At 75.6% G+C, this 17,042-nt stretch carries 15 protein-coding genes; 1 reads left to right on the forward strand and 14 read right to left on the reverse strand.

All coding sequences use genetic code 11. The features are described from left to right. Positions 1-25: 25 nt before the first annotated feature. The 13 genes from rplS to smc form a co-directional block, all read right to left on the reverse strand. Positions 26-379: a 50S ribosomal protein L19 gene (gene rplS, locus KRAD_RS04045; protein ID WP_011981971.1), complete on the reverse strand. Its 354-nt coding sequence runs from the start codon at positions 377-379 to the stop codon at positions 26-28. Between the two features lie 134 nt (positions 380-513). Then, entirely contained in the window at positions 514-1,353 is an 840-nt protein-coding gene (trmD, locus tag KRAD_RS04050) for a tRNA (guanosine(37)-N1)-methyltransferase TrmD (protein WP_011981972.1), read from the reverse strand. Then, positions 1,350-1,874, reverse strand: coding sequence for a ribosome maturation factor RimM (rimM, locus tag KRAD_RS04055; protein ID WP_011981973.1), 525 nt, complete (start codon positions 1,872-1,874; stop codon positions 1,350-1,352). Before rimM ends, trmD begins: the two co-directional genes overlap by 4 nt. Positions 1,875-1,952: 78 nt before the next feature. Next, positions 1,953-2,192, reverse strand: coding sequence for an RNA-binding protein (locus tag KRAD_RS04060; protein ID WP_011981974.1), 240 nt, complete (start codon positions 2,190-2,192; stop codon positions 1,953-1,955). Positions 2,193-2,196: 4 nt separating this feature from the next. After that, positions 2,197-2,592 carry a 30S ribosomal protein S16 gene (gene rpsP / locus KRAD_RS04065; RefSeq protein ID WP_011981975.1) on the reverse strand — a complete coding sequence of 132 codons (396 nt, stop codon included), beginning with the start codon at positions 2,590-2,592 and terminating at the stop codon, positions 2,197-2,199. Between the two features lie 165 nt (positions 2,593-2,757). After that, entirely contained in the window at positions 2,758-3,837 is a 1,080-nt protein-coding gene (locus tag KRAD_RS04070; RefSeq protein ID WP_011981976.1) for an amidohydrolase family protein, read from the reverse strand. Between the two features lie 13 nt (positions 3,838-3,850). Next, on the reverse strand, positions 3,851-5,416 hold the full coding sequence (gene ffh / locus KRAD_RS04075) for a signal recognition particle protein (protein ID WP_011981977.1): 1,566 nt from the start codon (positions 5,414-5,416) through the stop codon (positions 3,851-3,853). Between the two features lie 39 nt (positions 5,417-5,455). After that, positions 5,456-7,831: a [protein-PII] uridylyltransferase gene (locus KRAD_RS04080; RefSeq protein ID WP_157873784.1), complete on the reverse strand. Its 2,376-nt coding sequence runs from the start codon at positions 7,829-7,831 to the stop codon at positions 5,456-5,458. 49 nt (positions 7,832-7,880) lie between these two features. Then, positions 7,881-8,219 carry a P-II family nitrogen regulator gene (locus KRAD_RS04085; protein ID WP_011981979.1) on the reverse strand — a complete coding sequence of 113 codons (339 nt, stop codon included), beginning with the start codon at positions 8,217-8,219 and terminating at the stop codon, positions 7,881-7,883. Further along, positions 8,216-9,553: an ammonium transporter gene (locus KRAD_RS04090; protein WP_011981980.1), complete on the reverse strand. Its 1,338-nt coding sequence runs from the start codon at positions 9,551-9,553 to the stop codon at positions 8,216-8,218. Before KRAD_RS04090 ends, KRAD_RS04085 begins: the two co-directional genes overlap by 4 nt. Before the next feature lie 245 nt (positions 9,554-9,798). Then, entirely contained in the window at positions 9,799-10,974 is a 1,176-nt protein-coding gene (gene ftsY / locus KRAD_RS04095; protein ID WP_011981981.1) for a signal recognition particle-docking protein FtsY, read from the reverse strand. Positions 10,975-11,025: 51 nt separating this feature from the next. Beyond that, entirely contained in the window at positions 11,026-11,274 is a 249-nt protein-coding gene (locus KRAD_RS04100) for a hypothetical protein (RefSeq protein ID WP_041291891.1), read from the reverse strand. A gap of 124 nt (positions 11,275-11,398) precedes the next feature. After that, positions 11,399-14,974 (reverse strand): chromosome segregation protein SMC, encoded by a 3,576-nt coding sequence (gene smc, locus KRAD_RS04105; protein WP_011981983.1) that lies wholly within the window; start codon positions 14,972-14,974, stop codon positions 11,399-11,401. Between the two features lie 212 nt (positions 14,975-15,186). Between smc and KRAD_RS04110 the strand changes: the two genes are divergently transcribed. Further along, positions 15,187-16,509 (forward strand): multidrug effflux MFS transporter, encoded by a 1,323-nt coding sequence (locus KRAD_RS04110; protein WP_238985704.1) that lies wholly within the window; start codon positions 15,187-15,189, stop codon positions 16,507-16,509. Positions 16,510-16,561: 52 nt separating this feature from the next. Here the strand turns inward: KRAD_RS04110 and KRAD_RS04115 are convergent, their stop codons facing one another. Beyond that, complete coding sequence (locus KRAD_RS04115) at positions 16,562-16,966, reverse strand: hypothetical protein (protein WP_041291892.1); 405 nt, start codon at positions 16,964-16,966, stop codon at positions 16,562-16,564. Positions 16,967-17,042 lie beyond the last annotated feature (76 nt).

Genomic DNA, 17,042 nt, shown 5'->3' on the forward strand with positions numbered 1-17,042 from the left:
CGGCTCTCGCGCGGTGCTGCCGGGATCAGCCGCGGGGTTCGCGGCGCTCCTTGATCTTGGCGGCCTTGCCGCGCAGGTCGCGCAGGTAGTAGAGCTTGGCGCGCTTCACGTCACCGCGGGTCACGACCTCGATCTTGTCGATGATCGGGGTGTGCAGCGGGAACGTGCGCTCCACGCCGACGCCGAAGCTGACCTTGCGGACGGTGAAGGCCTCGCGGATCCCGCCGCCGGTGCGGCGGATCACGATGCCCTTGAAGACCTGGACGCGGGAGCGGTTGCCCTCGACGACCTTGACGTGGACGTTGAGGGTGTCGCCGGCGCGAAAGTCCGGGACGTCGGTGCGCAGGCTGGCCGCGTCGACGTTGTCGAGCAGGTTCATGGTTCTCGCTCACTTCTCCTGTCGACGCCACAGGTCATCGGCACAGGCGTTGGTCCCGCGACGGGTGGTCCGGTGGGGTCCGCCCCCTGTGGCAGGCGCGCCCTCCGCCGCCCGGGGGCAGCGGTCACCGGCCGTCACGGCTCGTTGGTGTCGCTCGAGTCTGCCACAGGGTCGCCCCCGGCACGGAATCCGGAGCCGTCCGGGGTCCAGCCGAGCTCGGCCAGGACGGCGAGGTCCCGGGCGTCGCAGCGCTCCGGGTCGAGCCGGGCCAGCACGTCGGGTCGCCGGGTCGCGGTGCGCCGCAACGCCTCGTCGCGCCGCCAGCGCTCCACCGCCGCGTGGTTGCCGCCGGCCAGCACGGCCGGGACGTCCAGCCCGCGCCAGGAGGCGGGCTTGGTGTACGCCGGGTGCTCCAGCAGCCCGTCGTGCTCGGGGGCGTGGCTCTCCTCGGTGAGGCTGGCGGCGTTGCCGATCACCCCGGGCAGCAGCCGCGCGACGGCCTCGGTGATGGCCAGGACCGCGACCTCGCCCCCGTTGAGGACGTAGTCGCCGAGGGAGACCTCCCGCACCCGGACCCGGGTGCGGTAGTGCTCCACGACGCGCGCGTCGATGCCCTCGTAGCGCCCGCAGGCGAACACCAGCCACGGCTCGGCGGCGAGCTCCACGGCGGCGCGCTGGGTGAAGACCTCGCCCACGGGCGAGGGGACGACCAGCACCGGCCCGCGCGGGTCGGCGTCCTCCGGGGGGTCGGCGAGGACGGCGTCCAGGGCCTCCCCCCAGGGCTCGGGCTTCATGAGCAGACCCGCTCCCCCGCCGTAGGGGGTGTCGTCGACGGTGCGGTGGCGGTCGTGGGTGTGCTCGCGCAGGTCGCGGACCCGCACGTCGAGCAGGCCCTGCGCCTGCGCCTTGCCGATGAGGGACAGCTGCAGCGGCTGCAGGTACTCCCCGAAGATCGTGACGACGTCGAGCCTCACTCCTCGGGCTCCCCGGGCAGCTCGACGAACAACCCGCCCGGCGGGCTGAGCACGACCTTCCCGCGCTTCACGTCCACCCGCGGGACGAGGGGGGTGACGAAGGGGACGAGGACCTCCCGCCCGTCGGTCCCGGTGACCACGAGGACGTCCTGCGCGCCCCCGGTGAGCAGGTCCTTGACCGTCCCCAGGGGGGTGCCCGTCGTGGTGACCGCCGCCAGGCCCTGGAGCTGGTGGGGGTACCAGGCGTCGTCGTCGGGGTCGGCCTCGTCGTCGAGGTCCACGACGAGGCGGGTGTTGCGCAGCCCCTCGACGGCCGTGCGGTCCTCGACCCCCTGGAAGGTGAGCAGCAGGGTCCCGTTGTGCCAGCGCGCCGTGGCGACCGTGAGCGGGCCGCGGTCGGGGTCGGTGCGCAGCACCGCGCCGGGGGCGAAGCGGGTGTCCGGGTCGTCGGTGCGGACCTCGACGGTCACCTCACCGCGAACGCCGTGGGGTCGCCCGACACGGGCGACGACGTACTCCACGTCAACTCTCCAAACGGTCGGGGAACGCAGGAGCGCCGGGGTCGCCGTGGCGACCCCGGCGCTCCCGGGAACTGCTGCTCAGCGCTTGTCCACGTCGACGAGGTCGACGCGGACCTGCTTGCCGCCGGGCAGCGCACCGATCACGGTGCGCAGGGCCTTGGCGGTGCGACCGGCCCGGCCGATGACCCGGCCGAGGTCGTCGGGGTGCACGCGGACTTCGAGCAGACCGCCGCGCCGCAACGTCTTCGACGTCACCTGCACGTCGTCCGGGTGCCCGACGATGCCGCGCACGAGGTGCTCGAGAGCGTCCGCGAGCACCGGGTCAGGACTCCGACGCCGGGGTCTCCGCCTCGGCGGGGGCCTCGGCCGGGGCCTCGACGGCCTTCGCCGCGCCGCCGCCGGGGATGCGCGGGGGCTTGGTGTTGGCGGTCGGGACGCGGTAGGTGCCCTCGGCGCCGGGCAGGCCCTTGAACTTCTGCCAGTCACCGGTGACCTTGAGCAGCGCGGCGACCTGCTCGGTCGGCTGCGCGCCGACGCCGAGCCAGTACTGCACGCGCTCGGACTTCACCTCGATGGTCGAGGGGTCGGTCATCGGGTTGTAGAGCCCGATCTCCTCGATCGAACGCCCGTCGCGCTTGTTGCGCGAGTCGGCGACGACGATGCGGTAGAACGGCGCGCGGATCTGGCCCATGCGCTTGAGGCGAATCTTGACAGCCACGGTGTGGGGTGTCTCCCGGTTCTGAGTGTTGAGCGAACCGCTCGGTGTGGGGACGCCGAGAGGTGCTGCTCGTGGACACGCGCGTCCCGGGTGAGAGGGTCCCTGGACGAACGAGTGCTCCAGCATTGTGCCAGAGGTCGACGACGACCCACGACACCGCTCCGGTCAGGGCAGCAGGCGCCCGCGCAGCACCACCCGCGGGCGGCGCAGCACGCCGAGGTCGGCCCGCGGGTCGCCGTCGAGGACGAGCAGGTCCGCGCTGGCGCCCTCCACCAGCCCCGGGTGCCCCAGCCACCTGCGGGCCGCCCAGCAGCCCGCGTCCAGCGCGGCGGTCACGGGCAGCCCCGCGGCGACGAGCTCGTGCAGCTCGTCCACGACCAGGCCGTGCGGCAGGACGCTGCCCGCGTCGGTGCCCGCGAACACCGCGACCCCGGACTCGTGCAGCGCGGCGACGGTCGCGTACCGGTGGGCGTGCAGGGACCTGACGTGCGCCGCGTAGGCGGGGAACTTCGCCTCCCCGCGCGCCGCGATGGAGGGGAAGGTGGCGATGTTCACCAGCGTCGGCACCACCGCGATCCCGGCGGCGGCCACCCGGGCGAGCACCTCCGGGCGCAGCCCCGTCCCGTGCTCGATGCCGTCGACCCCGGCGGCCAGCAGGTCCTCGACCCCGTCCTCGCCGAACTGGTGGACGGTCACCCGCGCTCCGGCCTCGTGGGCCGCGGCGACGCCGGCGGCGAGGACGTCGGCCGGCCAGCAGGGGGCGAGGTCGCCGGTGGAGCGGTCGATCCAGTCGCCGACGAGCTTCACCCACCCGTCGCCGCGGCGGGCCTCGACCCGCACGTGCTCGACGAGGTCCTCGGGCTCGATCTCGTGGGCCAGCCCGCGCAGGTAGCGGCGGGTGCGGGCCAGGTGCCGCCCGGCCCGCACGATGCGCGGCAGGTCCTCGCGGTCGTCGATCCAGCGGGTCTCCGAGGCCGACCCGGCGTCGCGCAGCAGCAGCGCCCCCGCGTCGCGGTCGGCGAGGGCCTGCGCCTCGCTCACCGCGTCCTCGACCCGCCCGTGCGCCCCGATGCCGACGTGGCAGTGGGCGTCGACGAGACCGGGCAGCACCCAGCCGGGCAGGGTCGTGGTGGAGGCCCCCGCGGGCCGGCTGAGGGTCAGCCGCCCGCCGACGACCCACGCCTGCCCCACGACCTCGTCGGGCCCCACCAGCAGGGGCCCGCTGAGGTGCAGGACGTCGGTCACCGGCGGGACCGGCTCACTTGCCGAGGAACTTGTCGAACCCCTTCGGCAGGTTCAGGTCGGCGGGGTCGAAGCCCTTCTCGGGGTCGGGCAGCCCGAACGCGGAGCCGGGCAGGGCGGCGGGCTTGGCGGCCGCGGCCTGCTCCTGCTGGGCGCGCTTGGCGGGGTTGCCGCTCTTGCCCTTCTTGCCCTTGGCCGCGGCGACGCGGGCCTTCTGCTTCTTGGAGGCCCCCCCGCCGCCCATGCCCGGCATCCCGGGGATGCCGGTGCCGCCGGCCATGCCGTTGCGCAGGGAGCGCATCATCTTCTGGGCCTGGCCGAAGCGCTCGAGCATGTCGTTGACGGCGGAGGTGCTCTGCCCGCAGCCGGCGGCGACGCGGGCGCGCCGGGAGCCGTTCATGATGCGCGGCTGGCGGCGCTCCAGCGGCGTCATCGAGCGGACCATCGCCTCGATGCGGTCGAACTCGCGCTCGTCGAAGGCGTCGAGCTGCTGACGCATCTGCGCCATGCCCGGCAGCATCCCCAGCATCTTCTTCAGCGAGCCCATGTTGCGCACGGCGTTGAGCTGCTGGAGGAAGTCGTCGAGGGTGAAGTCCTCGTCGGCGGCGAACTTCGCCGCCATCGCCTGCGCCTGGTCGGCGTCGAAGGCCTTCTCGGCCTGCTCGATGAGGCTGAGGACGTCCCCCATGTCCAGGATGCGCGAGGCCATCCGGTCGGGGTGGAATAGCTCGAAGTCGTCGAGCTTCTCGCCGGTGGAGGCGAACATCACCGGCTGGCCGGTGACCTGGCGCACCGACAGCGCGGCCCCGCCGCGCGCGTCGCCGTCGAGCTTGGTGAGGACCACGCCGTCGAAGCCGACGCCGTCGCGGAAGGCCTCCGCGGTGGCGACGGCGTCCTGGCCGACCATGGCGTCGAGGACGAAGAGGACCTCGTCGGGGGTGACCGCGGCCCGGATGTCGATGGCCTGCTGCATCATCTCGGCGTCCACGCCGGTGCGGCCGGCGGTGTCGACGACGACGACGTCGTAGTGGTGGTGGCGCGCGTGCTCCAGGCCCTGGCGGGCCACCGAGACGGGGTCGCCGACGCCGTTGCCGGGCTCGGGGGCGAAGACGTCGACCCCGGCGCGCTCGCCGGTGATCTGGAGCTGGTTGACCGCGTTGGGGCGCTGCAGGTCGCAGGCCACCAGCAGCGGCCGGTTGCCGTTCTGCTTCAGGTGGCGCCCGAGCTTGCCGGCCAGCGTCGTCTTGCCCGCGCCCTGGAGGCCGGCGAGCATGATCACCGTGGGCGGGTTCTTGGAGAACCGCAGCCGCCGGGTCTCCCCGCCGAGGATGGCGACGAGCTCCTCGTTGACGATCTTGACGACCTGCTGGGCGGGGTTGAGGTTCTGCTGCACCTCCGCGCCGGTGGCCCGCTCGCGGATGCGGGAGGTGAACTCCCGCACGACGGGCAGCGCGACGTCGGCGTCGAGCAGCGCCCGGCGGATCTCCCGCACGGTCGCGTCGACGTCGGCCTCGGTGAGCCGCCCCTTGCCGCGCAGGGACTTGAACGTGGCGGTGAGACGGTCGGAGAGCGTGGCGAACACGACCCCAGCCTATAGCCGCCCCACCGCCGCGGCCGCGTGCTAGCCCGGGACCTCCGCCGCGTCGGACAGCACCCGGATCGCCACGGCCACCCGCGGGGGCGACAACCGCTCCCCCGAAGCCTCCGCCAGGTAGAGCACGTCGACGGCCTGGGCGGCGTAGGTCGCCACGTGCGCGGAGCGGATGTCGATCCCCTCCTCCGCCAGCGCGCGGCCCAGCGCGTGCAGCAGCCCGGGCCGGTCCGCGGCCCGGACCTCCAGCACGGTGGCGCGCTCGGAGGCGCCGGGCAGGATGACAATGCGCGGGTGGGCGACCAGCGAGCGCACCCCGCCGGCGGGGCGGGGGGTCTGGGCGTCGCGCGCGGCGAGCCGCTCCAGCAGGGCGACGTCCCCGCCGACGATCCGCTCCAGGCCCTGGCGCAGCAGGACCGCCGAGGGCGGCTCCCCGCTGGGCGACTCCACCCACCAGGAGTCCACGGCCACCCCGTCCAGGGTGCGCACGAGCGCGGAGCGCACGAGGAAGCGGTGACCGGCCAGCAGCCCGGCGAGGTCGGCGAAGACCCCGGTGCGGTCGGGGGTGACGACGGTGACGACGAAGAACCCGTCGACCTCGCGGACGACGACGCGGCTCTCCCCGTCGGCGGCGACGGCGGCCGCGAGCGCCTGCTCGGCCTCGTCGAAGGGGGCCGGGCCGGGGGCCTGCTCCCCGGCGAGGCTCTTGCGGGCGCGGGCGACGAGGTCGTCGACGAGGCGGGCCCGCCACGGGGACCAGGCCGCGGGGCCGGCGGCGCGGGCGTCGGCCTCGGTGAGGGCCCGCAGCAGCTGCAGGGTCTCGGCCCGGCCCCCGACGGCGTCGACGAGGGCGGCCACGGTGCGGGGGTCGTCGGGGTCGCGGCGGGTGGCGAGGTCGACGAGGGTGAGGTGCTCGGCGACGAGCCGCTCCACGACGGCGGCGTCCTCGGCGTCCAGCCCGACGCGGTCGGCCACGGCCCGCGCCAGCGGCGCCCCGGTGCGGGCGTGGTCCTGGGCGCCGGGCAGCTTGCCGAGGTCGTGCAGCAGGGCGGCGAGCAGCAGCAGGTCCGGGCGCTCCACCTCGCGCAGGAACGGGTGGGCGCCGACGGCGGTCTCGATGAGGTGGCGGTCCACGGTCCAGCGGTGGACGGCGTTGCGCTGGGGGCGGTTGCGGATCGCGGTCCACTGCGGGATCCACCGCTCGACGAGCCCGACCATGTCCAGCGACTCCCAGACGGGGACCTGGGCCGGCCCGGCGGCGAGCAGCTCCAGCAGCGCCTCGCGCGCGGCGGGCGGCCACGGGACGGGCAGCGGGGGGCAGGTGGCGACGAGGTGCTCCAGCGTGACCGGGGAGAGCGGCAGCCCGACCCGCACGGCGGTCGCGGCGGCGCGCAGCGGCAGGACGGGGTCGTCGGCGGGGCTGACCCCGGCGCCGAGGACGACCTCCCCGTCGTGCTCGACGAGGCCGTGGCCCAGCGAGCGCAGCCGGGGCCGGCGGCCGGCGGCGCGGAAGCGGCGGGTGGGCATCGACTGCCGGGCGCGGCGGGTGGTGACGTCGACGGCGGCGGAGATGGTGCGCGCGGCCTGGGCGACGGCGGCCAGCAGGAGGTCGGCGTCGGCGTAGCCGCAGACGACGGCGGTGGCGTCCTGCTCGGGCAGGACCAGCCGGTCCCCGGGCCGCCCGGAGGAGGCCTGCAGGCCGTCGCGGACGTCGAGCAGGACGGTGTGGGCCTCGTCGACGGCGCCGTGGGGGCGGTCGGTGAGCCAGCTCGCGGCCAGCGCGCGCAGCGTGATGGCGTCCCGCAGCCCGCCGCGGGCCTCCTTGAGGTCGGGTTCGAGCAGGTAGGCGAGCTCGCCGAAGCGCGCGGCGCGCTCGGCGAGGGCGTCGAGGACCTGGGGCAGGCGCCGGCGGGCGCCGGCGCGCCAGTCGTCGAGGAGGTGCCCGCGGGTGCGGGCCACGAGCCCGCCGTCGCCGGCGACGACGCGCAGATCGAGCAGCCCGGTCCCGGCGGCGAGGTCCGCGGCGGCGACCTCGCGGCACTCCTTGGCCGTGCGCACCGAGTGGTCCAGGCGCAGCCCCTGGTCCCACAGCGGGTACCAGACGCGGTCGGCGAGCGCCGCGACGTCGTCGCGGGTCAGGCGCCGGCCGTCGTGCAGGAGGACGAGGTCGACGTCGCTGGCGGGACCGCAGTCGCCGCGGGCCAGCGAGCCCACGCAGGCCAGGGCGACCCCCGAGCCGTCCCCCAGCAGGTCCGGCGCCCCCGCCGCGAAGGGCGCCAGGGCGTCGTCCCACACGTCGCGCAGCCGGGACTCGACGAGCTCGACGAGCTCGGCGCGGCGGTGCGGGCCGGGGCGTCCGGCCCGCACCGCCAGCGCGAGTCGCTCGGTGCGCAGGTCCGCGCTCAGCGTCGGCCTGCCCGAGACGGGTTCACCAGGGGTCTCCTCGGGGTCGGGGTCAGAGCGCGTCGGGGCCGTGCTCGCCGGTGCGCACGCGCACGACGTCCTCGACGTGCTGGGTCCAGACCTTGCCGTCGCCGATCCGCCCGGTCTGGGCGCTCTTGACGACGACCTCGACGACGTCGGCGATGTCGACGTCGTCGACGAGGACCTCCACGCGGACCTTCGGCACGAGGTCCACGGTGTACTCGGCGCCGCGGTAGACCTCGGTGTGGCCGCGCTGGCGGCCGTAGCCGGAGGCCTCGGAGATCGTCAGGCCCTGGATGCCGTAGGACTCCAGCGCCGACTTCACGTCGTCGAGCTTGTGCGGCTTGATGATGGCGGTGAGCAGCTTCATGCGTTGACCTCCGAGGTTCCGGTGCTGGCGTGGCGGGCGTCGGTCGGCTTGGCGGGCGAGCCGACCACCCGGCCGCCGCCCCCGGTGAGGGTGCCCCAGTCGTAGCCGGACTCGGCGTGCACGACCTGGTCGATGCCGGCGACCTCGTCCTCCTCGTCGATGCGGAAGCCCATCGTCCTCTGGATGGCGGTGCCGATGACCCAGGTCACGACGAAGGAGAAGACCATGACGACCACGGCCGCGTAGAACTGGATCCACAGCTGGCCCAGTCCGCCGCCGTAGAGGAGGCCGTCCACGGCGGCCGGGGCGTCGGCGGTGGCGAAGAGGCCGACGGCCAGGGTGCCCCAGAGCCCACCGACGAGGTGGACGCCGACGACGTCGAGGGAGTCGTCGTAGCCGAGCTTGTACTTCAGGCCCACGGCCAGGGCGCAGAGGACACCGGCGATCACGCCGACGACGATCGAGGTGACCGGGTTCAGCGCGGAGCAGGCGGGGGTGATGGCGACGAGGCCGGCGACGGCGCCCGAGGCGCCGCCGAGGGAGGTGGCGTGCCCGTCGCGGATCTTCTCGGTGAGCAGCCAGCCCAGGACGGCGGCGCAGGTGGCGGCGAGGGTGTTGACCCAGGCGACCGCGGCGGTGCCGTTGGCGGCGGTCGCGGAGCCGGCGTTGAAGCCGAACCAGCCGAACCAGAGCAGCCCGGCGCCGAGCATGACCAGGGGCAGGTTGTGCGGGCGCATCGGCTCGCGGCCGAAGCCGCGGCGCTTGCCGAGGACGAGGGCGAGGGCGAGACCGGCGGCGCCGGCGTTGATGTGGATGGCGGTGCCGCCGGCGAAGTCGATGGCCCCGGCGCCGGCGATCCAGCCGCCGACCTCGGAGACGACGCCGTCGAAGGAGAACACCCAGTGCGCGACGGGGAAGTACACGACCGTCGCCCAGACGCCGGCGAAGACCATCCAGGCCCCGAACTTGGCGCGGTCGGCGATGGCCCCGGAGATGAGGGCGACGGCGATGATGGCGAAGACGGACTGGAAGGCCACGAAGGCCATGGCCGGCAGCGTGCCGACGAGGTTGTCGGCCCCGAGCAGGCCGGTGAGGCCGAAGTACTCGAAGGGGTTGCCGAGCAGCCCGCCGCCGACGTCGTCGCCGAAGGCCATCGAGAAGCCGTAGAGCACCCACAGGACCCCGATGAGGGCCATGGCGCCGAAGCTCATCATCATCATGTTCAGGACGCTCTTGGCGCGGACCATGCCGCCGTAGAAGAGCGCGAGTCCGGGGGTCATCAGCAGCACGAGGGCCGCTGAGGTGAGAACCCAGGCGGTGTCACCGGTGTCCATGGGCAGCGGAGCCTTCCACGAGGCCGGCGGGGCCGGCGGGGATCGGGGGACGGCCGCCGCGGAGGGGTCGCGAGCGGCGTGGAGCGGCGTGGAGCGGCTCCACCGTGGCGTTCCCCCGTTACGAACCCCGGCACGTCGTGTTTCACGCAGGTGACGGGGGCGGTGGGCGTGTGAACATCGCGTTACGCGAGGTCCGGCCGTCCCTCCCCGTCACCGCAGCGTGACCCGACGGTCACCGCGCCGCGTCAGGACAGCAGCGCGTCCACGAACGCCTCGGGGTCGAAGGGGGCGAGGTCGTCGGGGCCCTCCCCCAGCCCGATGAGCTTCACCGGCACGTCGAGGGAGCGCTGCACGGCGACGACGATCCCGCCCTTGGCCGTCCCGTCGAGCTTGGTCAGCACGATGCCCGTGACGTCGACGACCTCGGAGAAGACCGCGGCCTGGCGCAGCCCGTTCTGGCCGGTGGTGGCGTCCAGCACCAGCAGCACCTCGTCGACGGGTCCGTGGCGCTCCACGACCCGCTTGACCTTGCCGAGCTCGTCCATGAGGCCGACCTTGTTCTGCAGGCGGCCGGCGGTGTCGACGATCACGACGTCGACCTCGTCGTCGATGCCCTGCTTGACGGCGTCGAAGGCCACCGAGGCGGGGTCGGCGCCGTCCTTGTCCGAGCGCACGGTGGGGACCCCGACGCGGTCCCCCCAGGTGGCGAGCTGCTCGGCGGCCGCGGCGCGGAAGGTGTCGGCCGCGCCGAGGACGACGTCCTTGTCCTCGGCGACCAGCACGCGGGCGAGCTTGCCGACCGTGGTGGTCTTGCCGGTGCCGTTGACCCCCACGACCATGATCACGGCGGGGCGGTCGGCGTGCCGGGTGGTGCGCAGGGTGCGGTCGACGTCGGTGCCGACGGCCCTGAGCAGCTCCTCGCGCAGCATCTCCCGCAGCAGGGCGGGTTCGCGGGTGCCGAGGACCTTCACCCGCTCGCGCAGGGCGTCGACGATCTCGGTGGTGGGCCCGAAGCCGACGTCGGCGAGGAGCAGGGTCTCCTCGACCTCCTCCCACGTCGCCTCGTCGAGGGTGTCGCGCGAGAGCAGCGCGAGCAGGCCCTGCCCCAGGGCGGAGTTGGAGCGGGACAGGCGCTCGCGCAGCCGGACGAGGCGGCCCAGCGCGGGCGCGGGCCGCTCCACCAGCGGGCCCTCGGGCAGGTCGAGGACGTCCACCGCGCGCGAGGGGGAGTCGCGCGGGACCTCGGCGTCGTCACCCACCCCCGGCAGGGGGTCCTCCCCCGGGCCCGTCGCGGCGCGGGCGCCGGGGCGGGGCGGGAGGGAACCGCGGCGGCGACGCGGCCGCACGAGCCCCACGACGGCGCCGACCCCCGCGAGGGCGATGACGACGAGGAGGCCGATGATCAGTTCGACGGTGTCCACGAGCGTCGATCCTCCCAGACGCCGGGAGGCGGGCGGGTCGGCGCAGCCGGGTCAGCGGGCGCGGGCCGTGCGCCGTCCCTCGCCGCGGGAGCGGTGCTGGGCCTCCAGGCGCGCGGCGAGCTGCGCGGCGGCGCGGTCGCGGTGGTGGCGCACCACGGGCAGGGCGCGACCGGCCCAGGCGTCGACGCGCGCGATCAGCCGGCTGCCGCGCCGGCGCATCGCGGGCGCGGCGACGGTGAGCAGGACCACCGCGGCCAGCCCGACGGTGAGCACGAACGTCACGAGCAGGGTCGTCAGCACGGGAGCACCACCATCCGGTTCATCACGGGACCAGGCTGCCCCGCCCGCCCCGCCCGCACCACTCGGCGCGCGCACCGTTGCCGCCCCGTGACCGGATGCTCACCGCGGCGTCACCGTCGGTGCCTCAGGCCGGTTCGGGCTCCCGCAGCCGCTGGCTGACGACGGTGCTGATGCCGTCCCCGCGCATCGTCACCCCGTACAGCGCGTCGGCGATCTGCATGGTGCGCTTCTGGTGGGTGATGACGATGAGCTGGCTGGAGGCGCGCAGCTCCTCGAACAGGGTGATGAGCCGCGACAGGTTCGCGTCGTCCAGCGCGGCCTCGACCTCGTCGAGGACGTAGAAGGGGCTGGGGCGGGCCCGGAAGATCGACACCAGCATCGCGACCGCGGCCAGCGAGCGCTCCCCGCCGGACAGCAGCGAGAGCCGCTTGACCTTCTTGCCGGCCGGGCGGGCCTCGACCTCGATGCCGGTGGTGAGCATGTTCGCGGGGTCGGTGAGGACCAGGCGCCCCTCCCCGCCGGGGAAGAGGCGCGGGAAGACCTGCTCGTACTGCTCGGCCACCTCGGCGAACGCCTCGGAGAACACCCGCTCGACCCGCTCGTCGACCTCCTTGACGATGTCGAGCAGGTCCTTGCGCGAGCGGCGGAGGTCGTCGGACTGGGTGACGAGGAACTGGTGGCGCTCCTCCATCGCCGCGTACTCCTCCAGGGCCAGGGGGTTGACCTGGCCGAGCTGGGACAGCGCCCGTTCCGCGGCGCGGCGGCGCTTCTCCTGCTCGGCGCGCACGTAGGGGCGCGGTTCCGGCGGGCTCTGCGGCTCGGGGTCGCCCGGGGCCGGCGGCGAGGGCGGCACGAGCTGGTCGGGGCCGAACTCGGCGACGAGGACGTCGGGGTCGGTGCCGAGCTCCTCCAGGGAGCGCTGCCGCAGCTGGTCGACCTTCCACCGCTGCTGGGCGCGGGCCACCTCGTCGGCGTGGCGGGTGTCGCCGAGGCGCTGCTGCTCGGTCTTCAGCGCCTCCACGGTCCGGCGGGCGCCGGCGACCTCCTCGTCGAAGCCCGCCCGGGCGGCCTCGGCGGCCCGGCGCAGGGTCGCGGCCTGGGCCGCGGAGGTCTCCCACGCTGCGAGCGCGACCGCGGCCCCCTCGCGGACGCGGGTGGCCACGCGGACCTGCTCGGCCCGCCGGGCCCGGCGGGCGGCGGCGCGCTCGCGGGCGGCGAGCTCCTCCCGGGCCTGCCGCTGCAGGCCCTCGGCGCGCCCGGCGAGCGCGCGGGCGCGTTCCTCGGTGGTGCGCAGCGCGAGCCGGGCGTCGGTCTCGGTGCGGCCGAGGCCGCGGGCGACCTCGGCGAGGCGGTCGCGCTCGTCGGTGGAGACGTCGCCGTCCTCGGCGGGGGCGGCGGAGGCCACCTCGAACCGCTCGGTGAGGTCGGCGAGCTCGGCCCGGTCGGTCGCGAGCCGCTCGCCCACCTGGGTGCGGGTGGCCCGGAGCCGGTCCGCCTCGGCCGCCGCGGCGCGCACCGCGGAGCCGAGCTGGCCGAGCTGCTCGGCGACGGCGTTCATCCGGGCGTCGGAGTCGTGCAGGCGGTCCAGGGCCGCCTCGACCCGGTCGCTCGCCGCGGCCCGCTCGGCCTGGGCCTGCTGGAGGGCGAACTGGGCGCGCTGGGCGCGGTGCCCGGCCGCCGAGAGCGCGTCGGTGGCCTCGTCGACGGCCGCCTGCACCTGGAGAAGGCTGGGGGCCGAGCGCGACCCGCCGGCGGCGAGGTGGGTGCCGAGGAGGTCCCCGTCGCGGGTCACGGCCACGAGGTCCGGCCGCGTCCGCACCAGGTCCTGGGCGGCGGTGAGGTCCGCGACGACGACGACGTCGCCGAGCAGCCGGGCCACCGCCGGCTGCAGGTCCGCGGGGACGGTGACCAGGGACAGGGCCGCGCGCGCGCCGGGCGGGGCGTCGACGGCGGGCGCGGCGCCGGAGCCGGGGGCGGAGGTGAGGAGCATCCCGGCGCGGCCGGCGTCCTCGTCCTTGAGGTGGGCGATGGCCCGGCCCGCGTCGGCGGGGCCGGTGACCACGACGGCGTCGGCGGCGGTCCCCAGCGCGGCGGCCACGGCCTGCTCGTAGCCGTTCTCGACGCTGAGCAGGGCCGCGACCGAGCCGAGGACCCCGGAGAGCGCGGACCCGGCGGCCAGCAGGGCCCCGGCGCCGTCCTTGCGGTCCAGGCCGATCTCCAGGGCCTCCTTGCGCGCGGCCCAGGTGGCGCGTTCGCGCTCGGCGGCCTGCAGCTCGGCGCGGGCCGCCTCGTGGGCGGCCTCGGCGGTCTCCAGCTGGGCGGCCGCGGCCTCGTGCTCCGCGTCCAGGCCCTCCTCGCCCTCCTCGACCCCGGCGACCTGGGTCTCCAGGGCGGCGAACTCGGCCTGGGCGCGGGCGCGGCGCTGCTCGGCGTCGGCCAGCGCCCCCGAGAGCCGCTCCAGCTCGGCCTCCGCGGCCTCCACGCGGCTGGTGCGGGCCGCGACCTGCCCGCCCAGCCGGGCCAGGCCCTCGCGCCGGTCCGCGGCGGCGCGCAGGGCCGCCGCGACCCGCTGGTCCTCGGCGCGGGCGGCGCGGTCGGCCTCGGCGCGGGCGGCGAGGACCTCGTCGAGCGCGGCCCGGTGGGCGGCGACCTGCCCGGCGAGCTCGGCCTCCTCGGCCCGGACGCGGTCGGCGGCGGCCTGCAGCTCCTCGGGGTCGCGGCGGCCGGTCTGCTCGTCCGGTTCGCTCGCGAGCAGCCGCAGCCGTTCCGCGGCGAGGGCCTGCACCCCGCGCAGGCGCTCGGCCAGGGACTGCAGCCGGTGGTGGGTCTCCACGGCGCGGGCGAGGTCCGGGGCGGCGGCCGCGGCGGCGGCCTCGGCGTCGGCGAGGCGGCGGGCGGCCTCGGCGAGGTCCGCCTCGACCTGGACCTGGCGCGCCTTCAGCGCGGCCTCGTCGGCCTCGTCGCGCTGCAGGGAGCTGCTGGCCTGGACGACGTCGTCGGCGAGCAGCCGCAGCCGCGCGTCGCGCAGGTCGGCCTGGACGACCTGCGCGCGCCGGGCCACCTCGGCCTGGCGGCCCAGCGGTTTGAGCTGGCGGCGGATCTCGGTGACGAGGTCGGCGACGCGGGTGAGGTTGGCCTCCATCGCGTCGAGCTTGCGCAGCGCCTTCTCCTTGCGGCGGCGGTGCTTGAGGACCCCGGCGGCCTCCTCGATGAAGGCGCGGCGCTCCTCGGGCGAGGCGTGCAGGACGGCGTCGATCTGGCCCTGGCCGACGATGACGTGCATCTCGCGGCCGATGCCGGAGTCGGAGAGGAGTTCCTGCACGTCGAGCAGGCGGCAGTTCTGGCCGTTGATCGCGTACTCGGAGCCGCCGGTGCGGAACATCGTGCGGGTGATCGTCACCTCGGCGAACTCGATGGGCAGCGCGCCGTCGGTGTTGTCGATGGTGAGGCTGACCTCGGCCCGCCCGAGCGCGGAGCGCCCCTCCGGGCCGGTGGTGCCGGCGAAGATGACGTCCTCCATCTTGCCGCCGCGCAGGCTCTTGGCGCTGTGCTCCCCCATGACCCAGGTCAGGGCGTCCACGACGTTGGACTTGCCGGAACCGTTCGGGCCGACCACGCACGTGATCCCCGGCTGGAGCCGCAGCGTCGTCGCGGAGGCGAACGACTTGAACCCCTTGAGGGTGAGGGTCTTCAGGTGCACGGTGCAGGAGCCTAACTTCGAGGGCGCCGTGATCCGGGGAGGCGAGCCGGGCGGTTCCCGGCCACCGGCGCGCCGGCCGCCGTCGCCGTCGCCGTCGTCGCCGCGGTCATCACGACCCGGAATGACCGCCGGGGCGACACGCGACGTGCTCGATGCGTGACCGGGTACCGATGTAGAACGGGGGGACACCCCCGTGACCCGGAAGGACGTCCGTGCCGACCCGCCCCACCGGCGAGAACGCGGCGACCCGCCCCGCTCGTCCCCCCCGCCGCCCTCCGGCCGCCCGGCGCCTGCCCGCGCCGCGCGGCGCCGCCCCCGCCCCCGCCCCCGGGGCCGCGACCCCGAGCCAGGAGGTGCCGCCCCGGCTGCTGGTGACCATCGCGCTGCTCTGCGCGATCGGTCCCTTCGGCATCGACACCTACCTGCCGACGTTCCCCGACCTCGCCCGCGACCTGTCCACCAGCGCCGCCCGGGTCCAGCTCACCCTGACGACGTTCATGCTCGGCATGGCCGTCGGGCAGCTCGTCCTCGGGCCGCTCTCCGACCGCCTCGGGCGGCGCCGGCTGCTGCTGGCCGGCACCGCCGTCACGTTCCTGGCCGGGGTGGTCTGCGCCCTGTCCCCCTCGATCGGCGTCCTCGTCGCGGCCCGCCTGGTGCAGGGCCTGGCCGGGGCGGCGGGCATGGTCATCGGCCGCGCCGTCATCGCCGACCTCGCCACCGGGCGGACCGCGGCCCGGGCGTTCTCGACCCTCGGCGTCATCGGCGGGGTCGCCCCCGTCCTGGCTCCCGTGCTGGGCGGGCTGATCGCGGGCCACGGCGGCTGGCGCGGGATCTTCGGCGTCACGGCCCTGCTCGCGGCCGCGATGCTCGTCGCCGCCTGGTTCGTCCTGCCCGAGACCCTGCCCCGGGAGCGCCGCCACGCCGGCGGGCTGCGCGAGGTCGCCTCGACGGCGCGCGCGGTCCTGTCCCGGCGGCGCTACGTCGGCTACGTCGGGTGCCTCGTGCTCGTCTTCGCGACCGTCTTCGCCTACGTCTCGGCCTCGCCGTTCGTCCTGCAGAACGTGGTGGGGCTCTCCCCGCGGACCTACTCGGTGGTGTTCGCGACCAACGCCCTGGGGATCGTCGCCGCGGGCGCCGTCTCCAACCGCCTGCTGCGCCGCCGCACCCCCGCGCAGGTGCTCACCGCGGGCGTCGCCCTGCAGGTCGTCTGCGCCGCGGGGCTGTTCACCACCGTCGTCGCCCTCGACGCCTGGGCGCCCGCCGTGCTGGTCCTGCTGTGGTTCACGATGTTCAGCATCGGTCTCGTCTTCGGCAACGCCACGGCGCTCGCGGCCGACGAGGTGCGGTTCGCCTCCGGCACCGGTTCGGCGCTGCAGGGGGCGTTGCAGTTCACCGTCGGCGCGCTGGTCTCGTCGCTGGTGGGCCTGGCCGGTGAGCACTCGGCGGTGCCCATGGTCGCGGTGATGCTGGGGTGCTCGGGAGCGGCCGCGCTGGTGCTGGTCCTCGTCGCCCGGCCCCGCCGCACGCACCCCTGACCCGCCCCGGCGCCGCGCCGGCTCTGTCACCGGCCGGCGGGGCGCCGGGGCCTCAGGCGGCCGGCCCCGGTTCCTCGCGGGCGGCTTCCTCGCGGGCGGGTTCCTCGTGGGCGGGTCCGCCGGCCTCGTGGGTCCGCTGCTCGAACACCGGCATCGACCGCTGGAGCTTGTCGGCCAGCCGCCAGGCCTCGGCCCGGCTCAGGTGCAGCCCCATCTCGCGGTGGCTGCCGAGGCCGGAGTAGACGACCACCCCGGCGAGGTTGGGTTCGGACCCGTCGTCCTCGATGACGCTGAGGCAGAGCCAGGGCTTGATCCCGGGGCGGAAGTGGGCCAGGCGCATCGGCGGCACGTCCCGCTCCCCGGTGAGGTACGGGACGAGCATCCGCACGTAGGCGAGGTCGTAGACCTCGGTGCGCCCGTCGGCGCTCAGGATGACGTCGTTGCCGCGGATGGTCACGGCCTCTGCTGCGGTAGCCCCTAGCTGCACCCGACCTACTTCAGTACAGGCGGTGCGAGAACGCACCCCGAGAGGT

Source organism: Kineococcus radiotolerans SRS30216 = ATCC BAA-149, assembly GCF_000017305.1.
Lineage (GTDB): Bacteria > Actinomycetota > Actinomycetes > Actinomycetales > Kineococcaceae > Kineococcus > Kineococcus radiotolerans.

Excerpts from the sequence above, each read along its gene's own strand:
- rplS (WP_011981971.1), bottom strand. The coding sequence starts at position 379 with ATGAACCTGCTCGACAACGTCGACGCGGCCAGCCTGCGCACCGACGTC.
- KRAD_RS04085 (WP_011981979.1), bottom strand. The coding sequence starts at position 8,219 with ATGAAGCTGCTCACCGCCATCATCAAGCCGCACAAGCTCGACGACGTG.
- KRAD_RS04090 (WP_011981980.1), bottom strand. The coding sequence starts at position 9,553 with ATGGACACCGGTGACACCGCCTGGGTTCTCACCTCAGCGGCCCTCGTG.